This window comes from Proteus sp. ZN5, assembly GCF_011046025.1.
In the GTDB taxonomy this organism is placed as follows: Bacteria; Pseudomonadota; Gammaproteobacteria; order Enterobacterales; family Enterobacteriaceae; genus Proteus.
The window spans coordinates 2,246,190-2,262,509 of record NZ_CP047639.1; the positions used below are offsets into that span (position 1 = coordinate 2,246,190).

Sequence of the window (16,320 nt, forward strand, 5' to 3'; positions counted from 1 at the left end):
TGCATCAGATTGTTTCTTTTTTGATAAAAATGTATAAAAAATAAATGGTTATCAGTAGAAATAATACTCAAAATTACATTTCTACTAGATGAAATATGTTTTACCTTGGTAAGAAAAGATAAGGTTTTTTTTAAAAGAAAGTTTTTCAAACTATTTAGTAATACAATCTGACGAATTCACAGACTAAATTGAAGAATCAGAGGCTATGGATACTGCGAGTTTATCAACACCGATAGTATTAGAGTTTGAACATTTTAAAAAAACACTTCTTCTATATACAAAAGATAAAGAAGGGGGATGGGATACGATTGTCTCTGGTTTAGCGTTATGTCGGTATAGTTCTATTACAGAGTCAGAAGGTTGGATGTATGAACCAAGTTTGGCTATTGCTGCACAAGGTGCAAAGCAGATAACAATAGGGGTAGAGACAAATTGCTATCGTCCAATGAATATGCTTTTAACATCATCAGAAATACCCACTTTTGCTAAAGTTTGTGAGGCTTCAAAAGAAACGCCTTTTTTAGCAATGTTGCTAAAATTAGATCTTGCTCTATTACCTGAACTGTTAGCTGAAAATAAGTTTGAATTACTACAAGAAAATAATGAGATCCGAGCTCAACAAATTGTTCAAGTAACAGCACCAATTCTACAAGCAGTAACAAGGCTTATAAAACTAATAGATACACCCGAAGACGCACCGTTTATTGCTCCTTTGATCCAAAAAGAGATCCTTTATTACTTATTACGATCAAACGATGGTGCACGGCAGCAACTACTCGCTTCGCAACATCCTCAGTGTCGGCAAATTAATCATGCTCTTGATTGGATGAAACAACATTATCGCGAAATAATCCGGATTGAAGATCTAACAACATTAGTAGGTATGAGTACCTCTTCATTTCATTTTCACTTTAAAAATAGAATTGGCATGACACCATTACAATATCAAAAATGGTTACGACTAAATGAGGCGAGAAGGATCATGTTGATTGAAATGAGTGATGTTTCTGAAGCGGCATTTATTGTGGGTTATGAAAGTCCATCACAGTTTAGTCGTGAATATCAGCGACTATTTGGATTGTCACCCCTAAAAGATATTCAACGATTAAAGGTCTCAGGAGCAGAAAGGGTATCTTTGGATTATTAGGCAAGAATAATGGAGAAATGAGTTAAAGTAGTCATAGATAATTGCGTTACAGTCAGCTTATTAACTATGTGTATGTAAAGGAGTTTGGACGTGACGAATGTTTTTATTATTAATGCGGCAAAAGAGTTTGATGGGTCTGAAGGGAAGCTCAATGACCATTTGACGCAAATTGCCACAGAATTATTGTCTTCATATCAGATAAATGTGCAATCAACACGTATTGATGATGGTTATGATAATGATGAAGAAGTCGATAAATATTTATGGGCTGATGTCATCATTTATCAAATGCCAGCCTGGTGGATGGAAGGACCTTGGATCTTAAAAAAATACATTGATGATGTATTTAGTGCTGGATACGGCAAAATGTATATTGATGATGGCCGTACACGAAAAGATCCTTCAAAAAAATATGGTTCGGGGGGATTATTGCAAGGCAAAAAATATCTTCTTTCTGTAACTTGGAATGCACCTTTTGAATCTTTTGAAGAGCAAGAACAGTTCTTTGAAGGAAAAGGGATTGATGCTGTCTATTTCCCATTCCATAAAGCGAATCAATTTTTAGGTATGGAAGGATTAAAAACCTTTGGAATGTTTGATGTGGTGAAACAACCGCAAATTGAACAAGATATTAAAGCGTATAAAAAACACTTAGAACAAGAAATTGTTGGCATCACTGATTAGATATTTATCTTGCTAGATATAAATTAGCTATCTATTAGTCAATCAAGATAACGACTCAGATTGGATTTAGGTAGCTGATTTTGACAATATGGATTTAGAAAGCAAAAAGCCCGCACTATAGTAGCGCGGGCTTTTCTAAATTTGGCTCCTCCAACTGGACTTGAACCAGTGACATACGGATTAACAGTCCGCCGTTCTACCGACTGAACTATGGAGGAAGCGAGTTCTCTTGAGAACGAGGCGCATAATAACGATGATATATCAGAGTGTCAACGTTAAAAATGGATTAAATATCTGTTTGGTTGCTTTATCAACAAAGTGGCCAAATAATAGGAGTTATTCTCCGTGTTTTATATGTAACACGGAGAATCAATCAGGCTTGAGGGGATAACTGTGATGCTGAAATTGATTGTTGAACGGGATCAAATGCCATTAAGTACACATCGTAAAAATGAATTTCTTGTTTTTTACTAATAATCTCACGAATGTCTTCTTTTATTTGTTGAGATATCGCTGGGTGCTGCTGGATCTCATTTATGGCTTCATCAGAGAGTTTTTCAAAGGTATACCATTCACCGTTATAGCAAACTCTCAAATCGAGAACACCAATATCTTCAAATTTATAGATAGGTTTAATATCAAATAACAAGATACCAGCCATAACTAAGAACATCACAGTAAAAAGAACGAGTGAGATAACACCAAAGTAAGGTGAATAAATTAATAACGCAGCGAGTAATACATAAGAGAGAACCATGCTGATACATAACCAGATATGGTTTTTTAAAAACTGACTATTAAAATGTGGTTTCCCGTCTCTTTTCTCTGCTTTATTGATCCGGTCTAAATCACGCTCTAAGATTTCTTTTAATACATTCATTGTAAACACCTTAAGAGATGAATGTTGCAAACTTGTTTCTTATTACTAGATTATCACGGAGACAAGATAAGCGGGTAGAACAGTTTTTTTAAATTCTGGTGTTAACTGTTATTGCTAGACCATTAAGAATATTCTTAGTTGTTGTTAATAATAGAGATAAAATATCAAATAAATTTTATGCACAGTGATAAAAATAGAGGAAGAATTGTATTTTTAATGTGCAATTCGCATTTTTTTAATCTTTAGACGCATAAAACTATTGCTATTAAACTTGTCTCATGCGTTAATGAGTAAGGCCTCAATACAGACCTGATTTATGATTGACATTCTAAGTTAATGAGTTTTAAACAGCATCGCTTTTTGACCGTTTTCTTCATGTGTGCCCATAAGTTATAGGTAGTTCAGGCCAGTAGATGCCGAGAAGGCAACGTTTTATTGATATATAGGAAAGTCACATGTCTGACAAAATGAAAGGTCAAGTTAAGTGGTTCAACGAGTCTAAAGGCTTTGGTTTTATTACTCCAGCAGACGGAAGCAAAGACGTATTCGTTCACTTTTCTGCCATTCAAGGTAACGGTTTCAAAACTCTGGCTGAAGGTCAGAACGTAGAATTCACAATTGAAAACGGTGCAAAAGGTCCAGCAGCTGCTAACGTAACAGCTCTGTAATTTAAAGCCTTTTAAAAATTTTCTTCAAGCCTGTCACCTTATGGTGGCAGGCTTTTTCTTTATGGGTAAAATAAAGAAAAAGCGAATGATAATATTTATCAGGAGAGAAAATGCAAGTTAATGATAGCGTTGTTGTGAAAACAGATGGTATTGACGATCGTGAAGGAACAATCTTACTCATCGAAGAATTTAACGAAGGTATAATGTATTTAGTATCACTTCCCGAGTATCCAAAAGGAATTTGGTTTTTTAATGAAAAAGAAGGCGGGGAAGGAACATTTGTTAGACCAATACAGCAAAAATGACTTACGTTTAGGTACGGTTCATTTACATTTTTAAATCAGCTACTTATACTTTTGCCAAATTTTAGTTAGGAGAAAACACCTTGGATACACAAAGTTGTAGGTTAATGATAAATCCATTAACTGAGAATAATTTTATTCAAAATAATTGGTAGGCTGTTTTCTTTACTGAAACTGCTTACCATTTTGGTGGGCAGTGCATTGTAATATTTCTTTCTTATATATTCCTATTCTGCACTTACCCAAATGATTTCCCTTATGCAACTAAAATACGAAGGGTAACTTCATGTGCTACATTTTTTTCTCTTTATTTCCTCCACCTAATGCGATGAATTAATTTCAATACTCTGAACTATCAGAGCAAAATTTTCATATCGATTTTAATCATCATGTAGAGGAAATAAACATGACGATGACGCCTTACATTTTAAATCTCATCATTGCAATGTGTTTTGGTGCTTTGATTGGCGCTGAACGCCAATGGCGACAAAGAATGGCTGGGTTAAGAACAAATGCTTTAGTTGCAACGGGTGCAGCTGTTTTTATTTTAAGTTCAATAGAAACTTCGCCAGATAGCCCTGGTCGTATCGCGGCTCAAGTTGTTTCGGGTATTGGATTTCTTGGTGCTGGTGTGATCATGCGTGAAGGGATGAATATACGTGGGCTTAATACAGCCGCAACGCTTTGGTGTTCAGCAGGAATTGGCGTGTTATGTGGCTTAGGTTTATATCAATTAGCAACCATAGCCACACTTCTTATTCTTTGTGCAAATATTTTATTACGAGAAGCTGCTCAGCGGATAAACGCTCAGCCACAACATCAAGCGATAGACATTGAACAACGCTACTCAATACGAATTATTTGTCATGAAGAAGATGAGGTTTTAGTTAGAACACTTATTTTACAAGCAATAAATGGACTACATGTTCGATTACAGTCTTTAAGTAGTGCAGATACATTGATGCCTAGCCAATTGGAAGTTTGTGCTGAATTACTTGCAACACCTGCTGAGCAAAAAGAGATAGAAGCGATTGTTTGTCGAGTAAGTTTAGAGAAGAGTGTCAGTGCAATTAATTGGAAGATAGCGGCAGAGCATCCTGCTTAACGGATTTTTGAAAATAATGTCTTTCTAATCAAAGCTCTTTATATTGAATATAGGGAGCTTTTTTTCATCGAAATACTAACTAGATATCAAATTACAATATTATTTCAAAAAAGAATATGAGTATTGATAAAAGTTATAAAGAATATAACTTTGTAATTTGTAAGTAATAGTTCTGTCATATTTCAAGCTGCTGTGTAGGCGATTACGTTTATTCGCACTAGCTACATACTTTTGTATGTTCTTAGTAAATCATTCATTTTTACCTATCCAAACCTCAAATTATTTAGTGCATCAACATAATACTTAATTTAAGAACTAACTCCTCTGATGAGAATAATGAGATCTTAGTCATGTATTACGTATTATTACTAATATATATAAATAAAGTATTTTGTTTGTGTAATTATTATTTCTGTAACTATTACTTCATGGAATGAAAAACAGAAAAATGTATTCAAAAAAAGCTAATTAAAATACGCAATAGGGTGGAATATATTCATTTTCGTTTTAATAAAAACCAACATTTTTACCTAAATTGATTAATGTACAATTATTTATATTGTGGTTAACCCGTATATAATGAGTTATGAATGAAAAATGTTGAACAGCATTCAAGTATATTTGGCGTGATTTCTCATCTTTATTAATCTCGTGTTTTAGGCCGATTTGATTTATCTCTGATTATTTTGTTTTTAATAAACAGGAAAAACTAAAATCAAGTAAGCGGTTGCTACCCATGGTTTACTTATTAAATGAGGTACTTAGGCGTATTGTAGGACAAAAAGTCGTTATTAAGGGGCTTAGTGCAGTATAGAATATGGGGTGGAAATCGATGTTTTCCATTGATTATCTTGGATTTTTTTTTAATACCTAAATTATACTCTCAAATTATTTCAATGTATTTGGCGAAAATTTTATCAATATTCCCCGTCGTATTTAATTTAAGTTTGATTTTTTGAGTAATGTTTTTAATTTAATCAAATTAGACTCTAAAAAAATGGGGAAAAATTCAGGAAAATAGTGAGTTTAGACCGCTACAGTAAAGCTGATGAATTGCTGTGGTATGTTGTTTGTAATCACTAATCAATGATGAATGAAAATCTTTTGAAGAATTGTAAGATTTTTTGTAAAAACCATGTAGAAAAAATGATACCAATAAGTAATCTTATAATAAGCGTAGAAAAACCACACCACTCTTTTCATTCGATAAAATAATAATTTCAAAACTATATCGTTTATAACTTTGTCAAGGATGTAAATCTTACTTATTACAGAAGGAGAATTATCTTAGTATGAAATAGATGTGTCATTAGTATTTACTGTGAAAATATATATAAAGGATAATTGTGCTACTGACCTTTTTCGATTTACCAAAAAAGATAAAAACAAGTATAAGAGGAGCGCTAATTTAAAAAATTGTCGGTATAAAAGGGTGAGCAATCATTTCATGTTTGCTTACTAAAAAACGATGTAACTCATTTCAATAGAAGTGAAAGCAATACACAAAGTATTTGCATTCACGGCATGAATAGCCTCAATTATTACTTTTGAAAAATATGGTTACAATATTTTTCAAAAGCTTCCTTTTCCAAAAATTTAGAACACTTTTAGAGGATGGAATACTCAGCCTGTTATTGGTTTTTAAGATTAATCTAATAAATGAGATATAGATCTTGATTATCTAGATACATCAATATTTTTATTAGGCTTTGATGGAGAGAAAAAGTCTTTTTAAACTTGAAATTACTCATAAAAAGGGTAATAAAATGAGTCAAATTAGTGGTTAGAATAGAGGAATATTTAGAGATATATTTTATCGTTTTAAGTAAAGATATATCGATATTTAAATCTTTATACTCTCCTAAGCCCGTCAACATCAACTTTTGTTAAGTAATGGTGTTGTTACGAGTCAGCACTTTTGGTTCTGTAATGTCTTGAGACTTGTGTTAGCTAGGTTGAAAGAAAGAGGCTAACCGTATGATAAGAGGAAAAGTGAAACAATGCTCATCATTTGTAAGAATAAAATAAATTGTTGTAAAGAGCTGTTTCGGGGTCAAAAAGTAACATTTGATATTTTTTAGTTCTAGGTAATGCCAATAGAATAATCAATAAGATGTTATTTTGATCGTATTTGTTTTTCTGTCTTTACATTGAAAAAGTCGATGTGTACAAGTGTTAACTCTGGATTGTCATATTTGTCATTACAGCCATTTATTGTGTAGAGATAATGCTGATAATAGGAAAAACAGAATTTATATTTTGTCTTATTATTTTATGAATTAATTACTTTGTATTGGAGATCTTGGGATCTTTTTTTATCAAATTGAAATTTATATTTCAAAAAATGTCTTTTTTATAACAAAATAGTTGTGGTTATATAAAACATGATTTATTAATTTGTTTTTTTCTTTATGCTTTTTTTATTGTCTGTTATATTTTTAATTAATAGTGGGTTATTTAATTAATATATATCTATAAATAGTAAAAAATAAGAAAGTTTTAAGTTTATTTTTTATTTTAATAAAATATGGCTTTATTTTATAAAAAAATGATTGTTTTTTAAAATTTAACTTAAGTTAAATATTGTATTATTTTTTATATTCTGTTTTTAAATTGATAATTAAGTTACAGGTGTTTTTATTTAATTAAATTAAAAATATTCTTTTAGTTTTATATTAAACTCGTGATGGTTTTAAATTCCCATTGCTCATAATATATACTGTAATTCATAAATAAAACTTATTTATATATGGATATTATTTCTCTGTGACTAATTTACAGCCAATAAAACTCTTATTAAGAGTTCTGTAATTTAAGTGTTAAATAGTACTTAATAATCATTAGTTAAATTGTATTATTACAGTTGAAACTTTAATAATGTGGAAATAAATATTCAATGATTTAAGGGTGAAGATGCATAACTAAGAATTTAATTTTATATGACTTATCGTTCTGCTTAATAAATGAATTGTTTTATCACTATGATTTTAAAGGGTAATTTTGATTTTTAAATGATGAAAAAATTTAGGATAACTATAAGTAATTAGAATAGGTTGTTTTTCAAACAAATTGTAAATAAAAAGTGATCATTTCTGAAGGTTTACGTAAATGATGAAAAAAATAATATCTATAGAAATATTTATTAAAACTGGGAAGCTTGTTTAGATAAAGATGAGGAGGAGATATATCAATATATGTTACTGTGATCAAAAAAATCTTCAATTGTGGATTTGTCAAATTTTTATGCTGTATTTTTAGGTTTATAAGTTTAATAGATCGTATAAAATAAAAAATTATCATTAATATTTTAATTTGGGTAGATTAGCTTATTAATTTACACTAAGTTTTATTACTTTTATCACTTGAATAGTTAATGAACTAATTCCATAATAATGATTATCTTTTTGTGATGTGACTCACATAGTATTTAAATTAGACTACTTTATCCGTTGAATAACTTAATCGTTAAGGAGTAAAGTTGTCGCGTTAGGATTATTCTTAACGAGCTATATTGGCGAGCATTTAAAGTTTACTTTTAATTTAAATGTTTTTTTCGCTACTTTTGAAAATGACCGTAACTAAGTAATACAAGGTAGTGTTACTACGTGTCATGTTCATAAAATGGGGCCTGGAAATTTAATATTACATTTATATTAATTTCCTCGGGATCTTTCATTAGGGAGATCCTCTTTGTTCAATATAATCGGACGGGATGTAAAGAGATGAGTACGGTTGAATTGCTTAAGCATATTTATGACATAAATTTATCGTATTTGCTTTTGGCGCAAAGGTTAATTAACCAAGAAAAGGCTTCTGCAATGTTTCGGCTTGGGATTAGTGACGCTATGGCGGATGCACTGGCAGAGCTTACATTGCCTCAATTGGTTAAGTTGGCTGAAACAAACCAACTAATCTGTAATTTCCGGTTTGAAGACAGCGAAACAATAGAACAACTCACTAAAGAATCTAGAGTGGATGATTTACAACAAATTCATACTGGCATTCTTCTTTCTTCTAACTTGTTTCGTCAGTTATCGGAACAAGATACTACTGCGACAAAGAAACGGGCATAACAATGAGTGAGAAAAGTATCGTTCGAGAAGCGAAGGATATTCGCTTAGCAATGGAATTAATCACCTTGGGTGCCCGCTTACAAATGCTTGAAAGTGAAACTCAATTAAGTCGGGGGCGTTTAATTAAATTATACAAAGAATTAAGAGGGAGCCCCCCTCCAAAAGGAATGCTGCCATTTTCAACGGATTGGTTTATGACATGGGAACAAAATATCCATTCCTCAATGTTCTATAACGCTTATCGCTTTTTATTAAAAAATGGCGGTTGTGTTGGCGTTGAGGCTGTTGTTAAAGCTTATCGTTTATACTTAGAGCAATGTCCGCCTGTTAAAGATCAAGAACCTATTTTAGCACTAACAAGAGCATGGACATTAGTACGCTTTGTTGAAAGTGGCATGTTGCAACTTTCCGTTTGTACCAAATGTAATGGTTCATTTATTACACACGCACACCAGCCAGCTAGTAATTATGTTTGTAGTCTTTGCCAGCCACCTTCTCGCGCAATAAAAAAACGTAAACTTTCCGCCAATCCTGCCGATATTAACTTACAACTGTTGGATGGTCTTGAACAGTTTGCAATGTGATTCGAGATTGAAAGTTAAATATCAGGTTATAGAGCTTAGTTATCTATAACCTGAGCCGTTTCCTCTCCCCCTCCTATCTCTTGCTGCTATGTTCGCCATTCTCTCTATAACGAAATTAGCTAAAGGGATATCGCGTGTTAGTACTCTTAGGATATATCGTGGTTATGAGCGCCGTCATCGGGGGATATCTTCTCGTCGGTGGTAGTTTAGGCGCCTTGTACCAGCCAGCCGAATTTATAATCATCTTTGGTGCCGGTATCGGTGCTTTTATTGTAGGTAATAATGGTAGAGCAATTGTATCGACAATGAAGATCCTACCTAAATTACTTCGTAGTACAAATTACAATAAAGCGATGTACATGGATTTAATGGCACTCATGTTTCGTTTATTGTCAAAAGCTCGTCAAAACGGGATGTTGGCATTAGAGAGAGATATCGAAAACCCACAACAAAGTGACATTTTTTCCCAATATCCTCGCATTATGAAAGATGTTTATATGCTCAGTTTTATTACTGACTATATGCGTCTAATGGTGACAGGGAATATGAATCCTTATGAAATTGAATCTCTGATGGATGAAGAGATTGCAACTTTTGAGGAAGAAAGCGAAGTGCCTGCAACAGGTTTATCGGCGATGGGTGATTCATTACCTGCATTCGGTATCGTTGCTGCGGTTATGGGTGTTGTTAATGCGTTAGGTGCCGCAGATAGACCTGCTGGCGAAATGGGCGTATTAATTGGACACGCAATGGTTGGTACTTTCTTAGGTATTTTATTAGCTTATGGTTTTATTTCGCCATTAGCTTCTAGACTCAGACAGCGCTCTAGTCAGCAAATGAAAATGATGGAGTGCATCAAAACAACATTGTTATCTAGCATGAATGGATATGCGCCACAGATAGCAGTTGAATTTGGACGTAAAACCCTCTTTCTGGCAGACAGACCTTCTTTTATTGAGTTGGAAGAACATGTACGTCAGGTACGGACACCAATGCAGGCAAATCCTGATGCAATGAAAGAAGAGTAATTATGAAGAGTAATTCACAAATCATTCGAGTTAAAAAGCGAGGGAGAAAGCAACATCACGCTCATGGTGGTGCATGGAAGATAGCTTATGCTGACTTTATGACCGCAATGATGGCTTTCTTTCTGGTGATGTGGTTACTTTCAATCTCTAGCCCACAAGAATTAACTCGTGTAGCAGAATATTTTCGTACGCCATTAAAAGTTGCTATTGAAAAAGGGCGATTTAGCGGGGATGCAACCAATCCTATTCCTGGAGGAGGGCGTGATCCTGTTTATAACGAAGGGGATATCTTGCCAAAAGGCCAGGAAGATAAACAGCTCAATGAAAAGCAACAATTCCGCAGATTAAAAGAGAATTTAGAACAAGTCATTTTAAATGATCCTAGATTAAAAGATCTGAAGCCTCATTTATTAATCGACATGATGGATGAAGGTTTACGTATCCAAATTATCGATAAAGCAAATCGACCTATGTTTAGAGTCGGTAGTGCTACCGTTGAACCTTATATGAAGGATATTTTGACGGCTATTGCACCTATTTTAAATGACACACCATACAAAATCAGTTTATCGGGTCATACCGATGACATTCCTTATGCAAGTGGTGCTTTTAAATACAGTAACTGGGAACTATCAACGGATCGTGCGAATGCCTCTCGTCGAGAGTTAATTGGTGCTGGCTTAGGTGAATGGAAAGTGTTGCGTGTTGTGGGTATGGCATCAACAGTTCATTTAGTTAAAGAGGATGGTTTTGCACCGGCTAACCGACGGATCAGTATTCTGGTCTTAACGAAGCAAGCAGAACAAAAAATTGTACAAGAAAATGAGCGGGTTGCACCGACAGTAAAAGAGGCATCAGAAATTGAACCTCTACTTTTAGGGCAAGAAACCCCACAAGAAAAAGCAGAAAATACACAGACGGGTTCGTCTGTGTCTTCTGCATCTGAGCTTCCCGAATCAAAAAAGGAAAATGTTGAAACAGGAGTTTCTGGGGAAAGTTTGCCATCACAATCGACAAATATTACTACAAAGCAGGGAACAGCCCCCTAATTTGTTAGTAATCGCGTAAAGGTGAATGAGTAACGATGGATATTACTGAGTTTTATCAAACATTTTTTGATGAAGCAGATGAGTTGTTAGCTGATATGGAACAGCATTTACTGTTACTTGATCCTGCAAACCCAGATCAAGAACAGATGAATGCGATTTTCCGTAGTGCGCACTCCATAAAAGGAGGAGCTGCAACATTTGGCTTCGTTAAACTTCAACAGACCACTCATGTGCTTGAAAACTTGCTAGATAGTGCAAGACGTCATGAGATGGCGCTCACCGACGACATTATTAACCTGTTTCTGGAAGCGAAAGATATTATGCAACAGCAATTGGATGCACATAAAAACTCACAAGAACCTGATGAGGAAACATTTAACTATATTTGTGAGAAGTTGCGTCAGCTGGCTCTCGATGTAAAAGAAGAACAATCCGCTCCTCAAGTTGAGGCTGTTGCTGGATCTGAAACTTCAGACTCACAGGCCGCAATGACTGAAACTCCTGTTTTGTCATCTGACACTGAAAGTGTGCAAAATGAAGATGAAGCTATAGTCGAAGCAACATCGACAATGGCGGCTGATGGACATTATTACCATCATATTATTTTGTCTGATCTTAAAGAGACAGATATTGATTTAATGCTTGATGAATTAAAGCACCTTGGCGAAGTTAGCCAAGTTGAAAAACAGCATCATGGTCTTGAAGCAATATTGAAAACTACTGCAACAGAAGAAGATATCAGCGCTGTACTTTGTTTTGTGATTGAACCAGAACAAATATCGTTTAAAAAAGTGGCTGTTGCAGAAAAAAACACAGTTACAGAAGAAAGTACAACATCTGTTGATGATGTTCATGTTGAAAGCCAAGTAGAGCAAGCGACACCTGAACAAAAACCAGTTGCTGAAAAAGTAACACCATCAGCAGAACCGGCTAAAGCACCAGCGAAAAGACCTGCTGCAGCTGCTGCGCCAAAAACAGAATCAAGCAGTATTCGTGTTGCAGTTGAAAAAGTTGACCAATTAATCAATTTAGTGGGTGAACTGGTTATCACACAGTCAATGTTGGCACAGCACAGTGATAGCCTTGACCCTGCAATATATAGTGATTTACTAAGTTGTATTGCTCAATTACAGCGCAACTCTCGTGATTTACAAGAATCTGTTATGTCAATTCGTATGATGCCGATGGAATATGTTTTCAGTCGCTTCCCTCGAGTTGTGCGTGATGTTGCAGGTAAAATGAATAAGAAAGTTGAGCTAAACATGATTGGTAGCTCAACGGAACTTGATAAAAGCTTAATTGAAAAAATTATCGATCCTTTAACTCACTTAGTGCGTAACAGTCTTGATCATGGCATTGAAATGCCAGCCGATCGTGTTGCAGCGGGTAAACCGGAAGCGGGGCAATTAACCCTGTCTGCGGAACATCAAGGCGGTAATATTTGTATTGAAGTGACTGATGATGGTGCTGGATTAAACCGCGAACGTATTTTGAAAAAAGCGATTTCCTCTGGGCTTGCAGTTTCTGAAAATATGAGCAACGAAGAAGTTGCTATGCTGATCTTTGCACCGGGTTTTTCTACCGCAGAAGTCGTTACGGATGTTTCTGGTCGTGGTGTGGGTATGGATGTTGTAAAACGAAATATCCAAGAAATGGGCGGCCAAATTCAAATTAGTTTTGAAGTGGGTAAAGGAACGCGTATTCGTATTTTACTTCCACTGACATTAGCAATTTTAGATGGTATGTCTGTCAAAGTTCATAACGAAGTCTTTATTTTACCATTAGGAACGGTAGTCAGTTCTTTACAACCGGAAGAAGATGATATTTATCCATTGGCTGGTGATGAGAAATTATTGCAGGTCAGAGGGGAATATTTACCACTGATTGAATTGCATCGTACTTTTAATATTGAAGGTGCTCAAACCGATATTACCCAAGCAATTGCGGTAATTGTTCAAAGTGCCGGACGTCGTTATGCTTTATTGGTAGATCAATTAGTTGGTCAGCATCAAGTTGTTGTTAAAAATATAGAAAGCAATTACCGAAAAGTGCCTGGAATATCTGCTGCAACAATTATGGGCGATGGTAGTGTGGCTTTAATTCTTGATGTACCAGAATTGCAACGTTTAAGTCATACACAAATGACTAATAAGAAAAAGAATACAACTGCAAGCGCAGTCATTTAATAGTGAGGATAAAATAAGATTATGGCTTCGGAACATTTCGAGAAATTATCCGGTGAAACTGTTGGACAAGGATTTCTAATTTTTACGCTGGGCGATGAAGAATATGGAATTGATATTTTAAAGGTTCAAGAAATTCGCGGATATGATCAAGTTACACGTATTGCTAATTCACCTAGCTTTATTAAAGGTGTAACTAATTTACGGGGCGTTATTGTTCCGATAGTTGATCTGCGTATTAAATTTTCACAAGAAAGTGTAACTTATAATGACAATACTGTTGTTATTGTGGTTAACTTATTAAATCGAATTGTGGGAATTGTTGTTGATGGCGTTTCTGATGTTCTTACGCTAAAGCCAGAGCAGATCTGCCCTGCACCAGAGTTTGCAGTTACAATGTCTACTGAGTATTTAACAGGTTTAGGTACTTTAGATGAAAGAATGCTTATTCTTGTTGATATTGAAAAATTACTCAACAGCGAAGAAATGGAATTAGTCGATAGCGCAACAATTCAAGCTAAATAAGTTTTTATTTTTTAAAAAATAATCTAAATACTGTTCCGGTAATTCTGCCGGAATAGTTATTTCTATCTTTTTTATTTTATTAACGAGTGCTAAAGCATCAAATTAACTTTAAGTAAAATTAAAAGATAAAAAAGAACTAATAATTTTAGTTAAGTTCTACTTTATTATTTATTAACTTATAAGTAGCTATCACCTAGCTGTAATATTTTTCTACTGACGGAAATAACTTTAAAGTTTTTTATACTTATAATTTTAATTAAAAACAGTATTACCATCGCTTTCTAATGGGGCAAAAACATGACTAAGACGAAATGAAACCTATAAAGTTTCTCTTAAGTCTGCCGATAACTTGCTCATTACCGTTTATTATAAAAAGGGAAACTATGTTTAGCCGAATGAAAATAGTGACTGGATTATTATCCATTCTTCTGTTGTTTGGTGTTTTGCAATTTATTTCAGGGGGAGTTTTTTACTCAAATATTGTTGAGACAAGAAATGACCTTAATAAAACACTGATAATACAGGATCAACGTGAGCGCCTAGATGAAAGCTGGGCTAACTTGCTGCAAGCCCGTAATAATATTAACCGCGCTGCGATTAGCTTTTTATTACAAGATAAAAATCTTAATGTAGATGATTCTCTATCTGTTGACTATCTGACGGGTCTTGCTCGTAAAAATATGTCTCGTGCAGATGAGAAATTTAAAGAATTTGAAAAGAATATCACCGCTTATCAAGTTCATTCAGAAGATGATGTTCGTAGCCTAAAAGGGCGTTTTATCGAATATTATTCTGCACTAAACCAACTGGAAATTTTACTTCAAGATAAAAACTTAAAAGACTTTTTTGAGCAACCAACTACGGGTTATCAAGACTCTTTTTATAAAGAATATCTTGCCTATGTCATGCGTAATGAGAAATTTAACGAAGAGTTAAATGTGGCACTAGAAGCTTCTCACCAACGCACTGTCATTACTATGGTTGTATTAGCCATTATCGTGATCTCGGCATTAATTTTATGCTGGTTTGCATTACGTAATGCCTTAATTAGACCATTAAATTCACTTCTATTAAGTATCAAAACCTTCTCTGAAGGTGATTTACGTCCAAATATCGAAGTAAATGGCCGTAATGAAATGAGCTTGTTAGCGAATGGTTTAAAACATATGCAACAAGAGCTTATTCAAACCGTTCGTGGTGTCTATCAAAGTACAGAAAACATTTATAACAGTACAAGTGAAATTGCTGCTGGAAATAATGATTTATCTGCTCGTACAGAAGAGCAAGTGGCTTCGTTAGAAGAAACTGCTGCAAGTATGGAACAGTTAACGGCGACCGTAAAACAGAACGCAGACAATGCTCGCCAAGCAAGTAACCTTGCTAATGATGCCTCAGATATTGCCCGCCAAGGCGGAAAAGTTGTTGCTAATGTGGTGCAAACGATGCACGACATAGCCGGAAGTTCTCAGAAAATCACCGATATCACAGCGGTTATCGATGGCATTGCATTCCAGACCAATATTTTGGCACTGAATGCGGCTGTTGAAGCAGCAAGAGCCGGTGAGCATGGTCGCGGATTTGCGGTAGTTGCCGGTGAAGTTCGTAACCTTGCACAGAGAAGTGCAGAAGCTGCTAAAGAAATAAAAACACTGATTGAAGATTCTGTAAATCGTACTGAAACGGGTTCTGTACTCGTTGAAAGTGCGGGTGAGACGATGACGCGCATCGTGGATTCAGTAACGCGTGTTACTGATATCATGGGCGAAATCGCTTCTGCATCAGATGAGCAAAGCCGAGGTATTTCACAAGTTGGCCTTGCGGTTTCTGAAATGGATCGCGTCACTCAGCAAAACGCCTCTTTAGTAGAACAATCTGCAGCCGCTGCTGCTGGTCTTGAAGATCAAGCAGTTGCATTAACCCGCTTAGTTTCAATCTTCAAATTACCGGGTCAGGAAGAAAAAACGCTAGAAAGAAAGGAATCGGATGCAACCCCTGTAGTTAAAGCCGCTGCTCCACTTATAAAACCAGGAACCTCAGAAAAGAAAAAGAGCAGCAGTGTTGAAGATCCCGCTAACTGGGAAACTTTCTAACA

Annotated in this window: 13 protein-coding genes and 1 tRNA gene; 12 read left to right on the forward strand and 2 right to left on the reverse strand. The window is 34.8% G+C overall.

Annotated features, from left to right (window positions below; all coding sequences use genetic code 11):
• The first annotated feature begins 205 nt into the window (after nt 1-205).
• Together GTK47_RS10320 and GTK47_RS10325 are read left to right on the forward strand one after the other, a co-directional pair.
• Nucleotides 206-1,147, forward strand: coding sequence for an AraC family transcriptional regulator (locus tag GTK47_RS10320; RefSeq protein ID WP_165122987.1), 942 nt, complete (start codon nt 206-208; stop codon nt 1,145-1,147).
• Nucleotides 1,148-1,237: 90 nt separating this feature from the next.
• Nucleotides 1,238-1,831 (forward strand): NAD(P)H-dependent oxidoreductase, encoded by a 594-nt coding sequence (locus GTK47_RS10325; protein ID WP_165122989.1) that lies wholly within the window; start codon nt 1,238-1,240, stop codon nt 1,829-1,831.
• A gap of 142 nt (nt 1,832-1,973) precedes the next feature.
• On the opposite strand, the gene GTK47_RS10330 is transcribed toward GTK47_RS10325, so the two are convergent.
• A tRNA-Asn gene (locus tag GTK47_RS10330) sits at nt 1,974-2,049 on the reverse strand.
• 155 nt (nt 2,050-2,204) lie between these two features.
• Complete coding sequence (locus tag GTK47_RS10335; RefSeq protein WP_165122991.1) at nt 2,205-2,711, reverse strand: YlaC family protein; 507 nt, start codon at nt 2,709-2,711, stop codon at nt 2,205-2,207.
• 455 nt (nt 2,712-3,166) lie between these two features.
• Here GTK47_RS10335 and cspE point away from each other — a divergent pair, with 455 nt between their 5' ends.
• The 10 genes from cspE to GTK47_RS10385 all read left to right on the forward strand — a co-directional run bounded on the left by cspE (nt 3,167) and on the right by GTK47_RS10385 (nt 16,318).
• Entirely contained in the window at nt 3,167-3,379 is a 213-nt protein-coding gene (gene cspE / locus GTK47_RS10340; RefSeq protein WP_004243573.1) for a transcription antiterminator/RNA stability regulator CspE, read from the forward strand.
• 110 nt (nt 3,380-3,489) lie between these two features.
• Nucleotides 3,490-3,684, forward strand: a complete 195-nt coding sequence (gene dsrB, locus GTK47_RS10345) for a protein DsrB (RefSeq protein ID WP_075673852.1) — start codon at nt 3,490-3,492, stop codon at nt 3,682-3,684.
• Between the two features lie 403 nt (nt 3,685-4,087).
• Complete coding sequence (locus GTK47_RS10350; RefSeq protein WP_165122993.1) at nt 4,088-4,786, forward strand: MgtC family protein; 699 nt, start codon at nt 4,088-4,090, stop codon at nt 4,784-4,786.
• Between the two features lie 3,722 nt (nt 4,787-8,508).
• Nucleotides 8,509-8,859 carry a flagellar transcriptional regulator FlhD gene (gene flhD / locus GTK47_RS10355; RefSeq protein WP_072063484.1) on the forward strand — a complete coding sequence of 117 codons (351 nt, stop codon included), beginning with the start codon at nt 8,509-8,511 and terminating at the stop codon, nt 8,857-8,859.
• Nucleotides 8,860-8,861: 2 nt separating this feature from the next.
• A complete protein-coding gene (gene flhC / locus GTK47_RS10360; RefSeq protein WP_006533207.1) occupies nt 8,862-9,443 on the forward strand; it encodes a flagellar transcriptional regulator FlhC in 582 nt (193 codons plus the stop codon).
• Between the two features lie 134 nt (nt 9,444-9,577).
• Nucleotides 9,578-10,471: a flagellar motor stator protein MotA gene (gene motA, locus GTK47_RS10365; RefSeq protein WP_036935706.1), complete on the forward strand. Its 894-nt coding sequence runs from the start codon at nt 9,578-9,580 to the stop codon at nt 10,469-10,471.
• A gap of 2 nt (nt 10,472-10,473) precedes the next feature.
• On the forward strand, nt 10,474-11,520 hold the full coding sequence (motB, locus tag GTK47_RS10370) for a flagellar motor protein MotB (protein WP_165122995.1): 1,047 nt from the start codon (nt 10,474-10,476) through the stop codon (nt 11,518-11,520).
• Nucleotides 11,521-11,555: 35 nt separating this feature from the next.
• A complete protein-coding gene (cheA, locus tag GTK47_RS10375; RefSeq protein ID WP_165122997.1) occupies nt 11,556-13,706 on the forward strand; it encodes a chemotaxis protein CheA in 2,151 nt (716 codons plus the stop codon).
• A gap of 21 nt (nt 13,707-13,727) precedes the next feature.
• Nucleotides 13,728-14,228, forward strand: a complete 501-nt coding sequence (gene cheW / locus GTK47_RS10380) for a chemotaxis protein CheW (protein ID WP_023581802.1) — start codon at nt 13,728-13,730, stop codon at nt 14,226-14,228.
• Nucleotides 14,229-14,611: 383 nt separating this feature from the next.
• Nucleotides 14,612-16,318 (forward strand): methyl-accepting chemotaxis protein, encoded by a 1,707-nt coding sequence (locus GTK47_RS10385; protein WP_165122999.1) that lies wholly within the window; start codon nt 14,612-14,614, stop codon nt 16,316-16,318.
• The last annotated feature ends 2 nt before the right edge of the window (nt 16,319-16,320 follow it).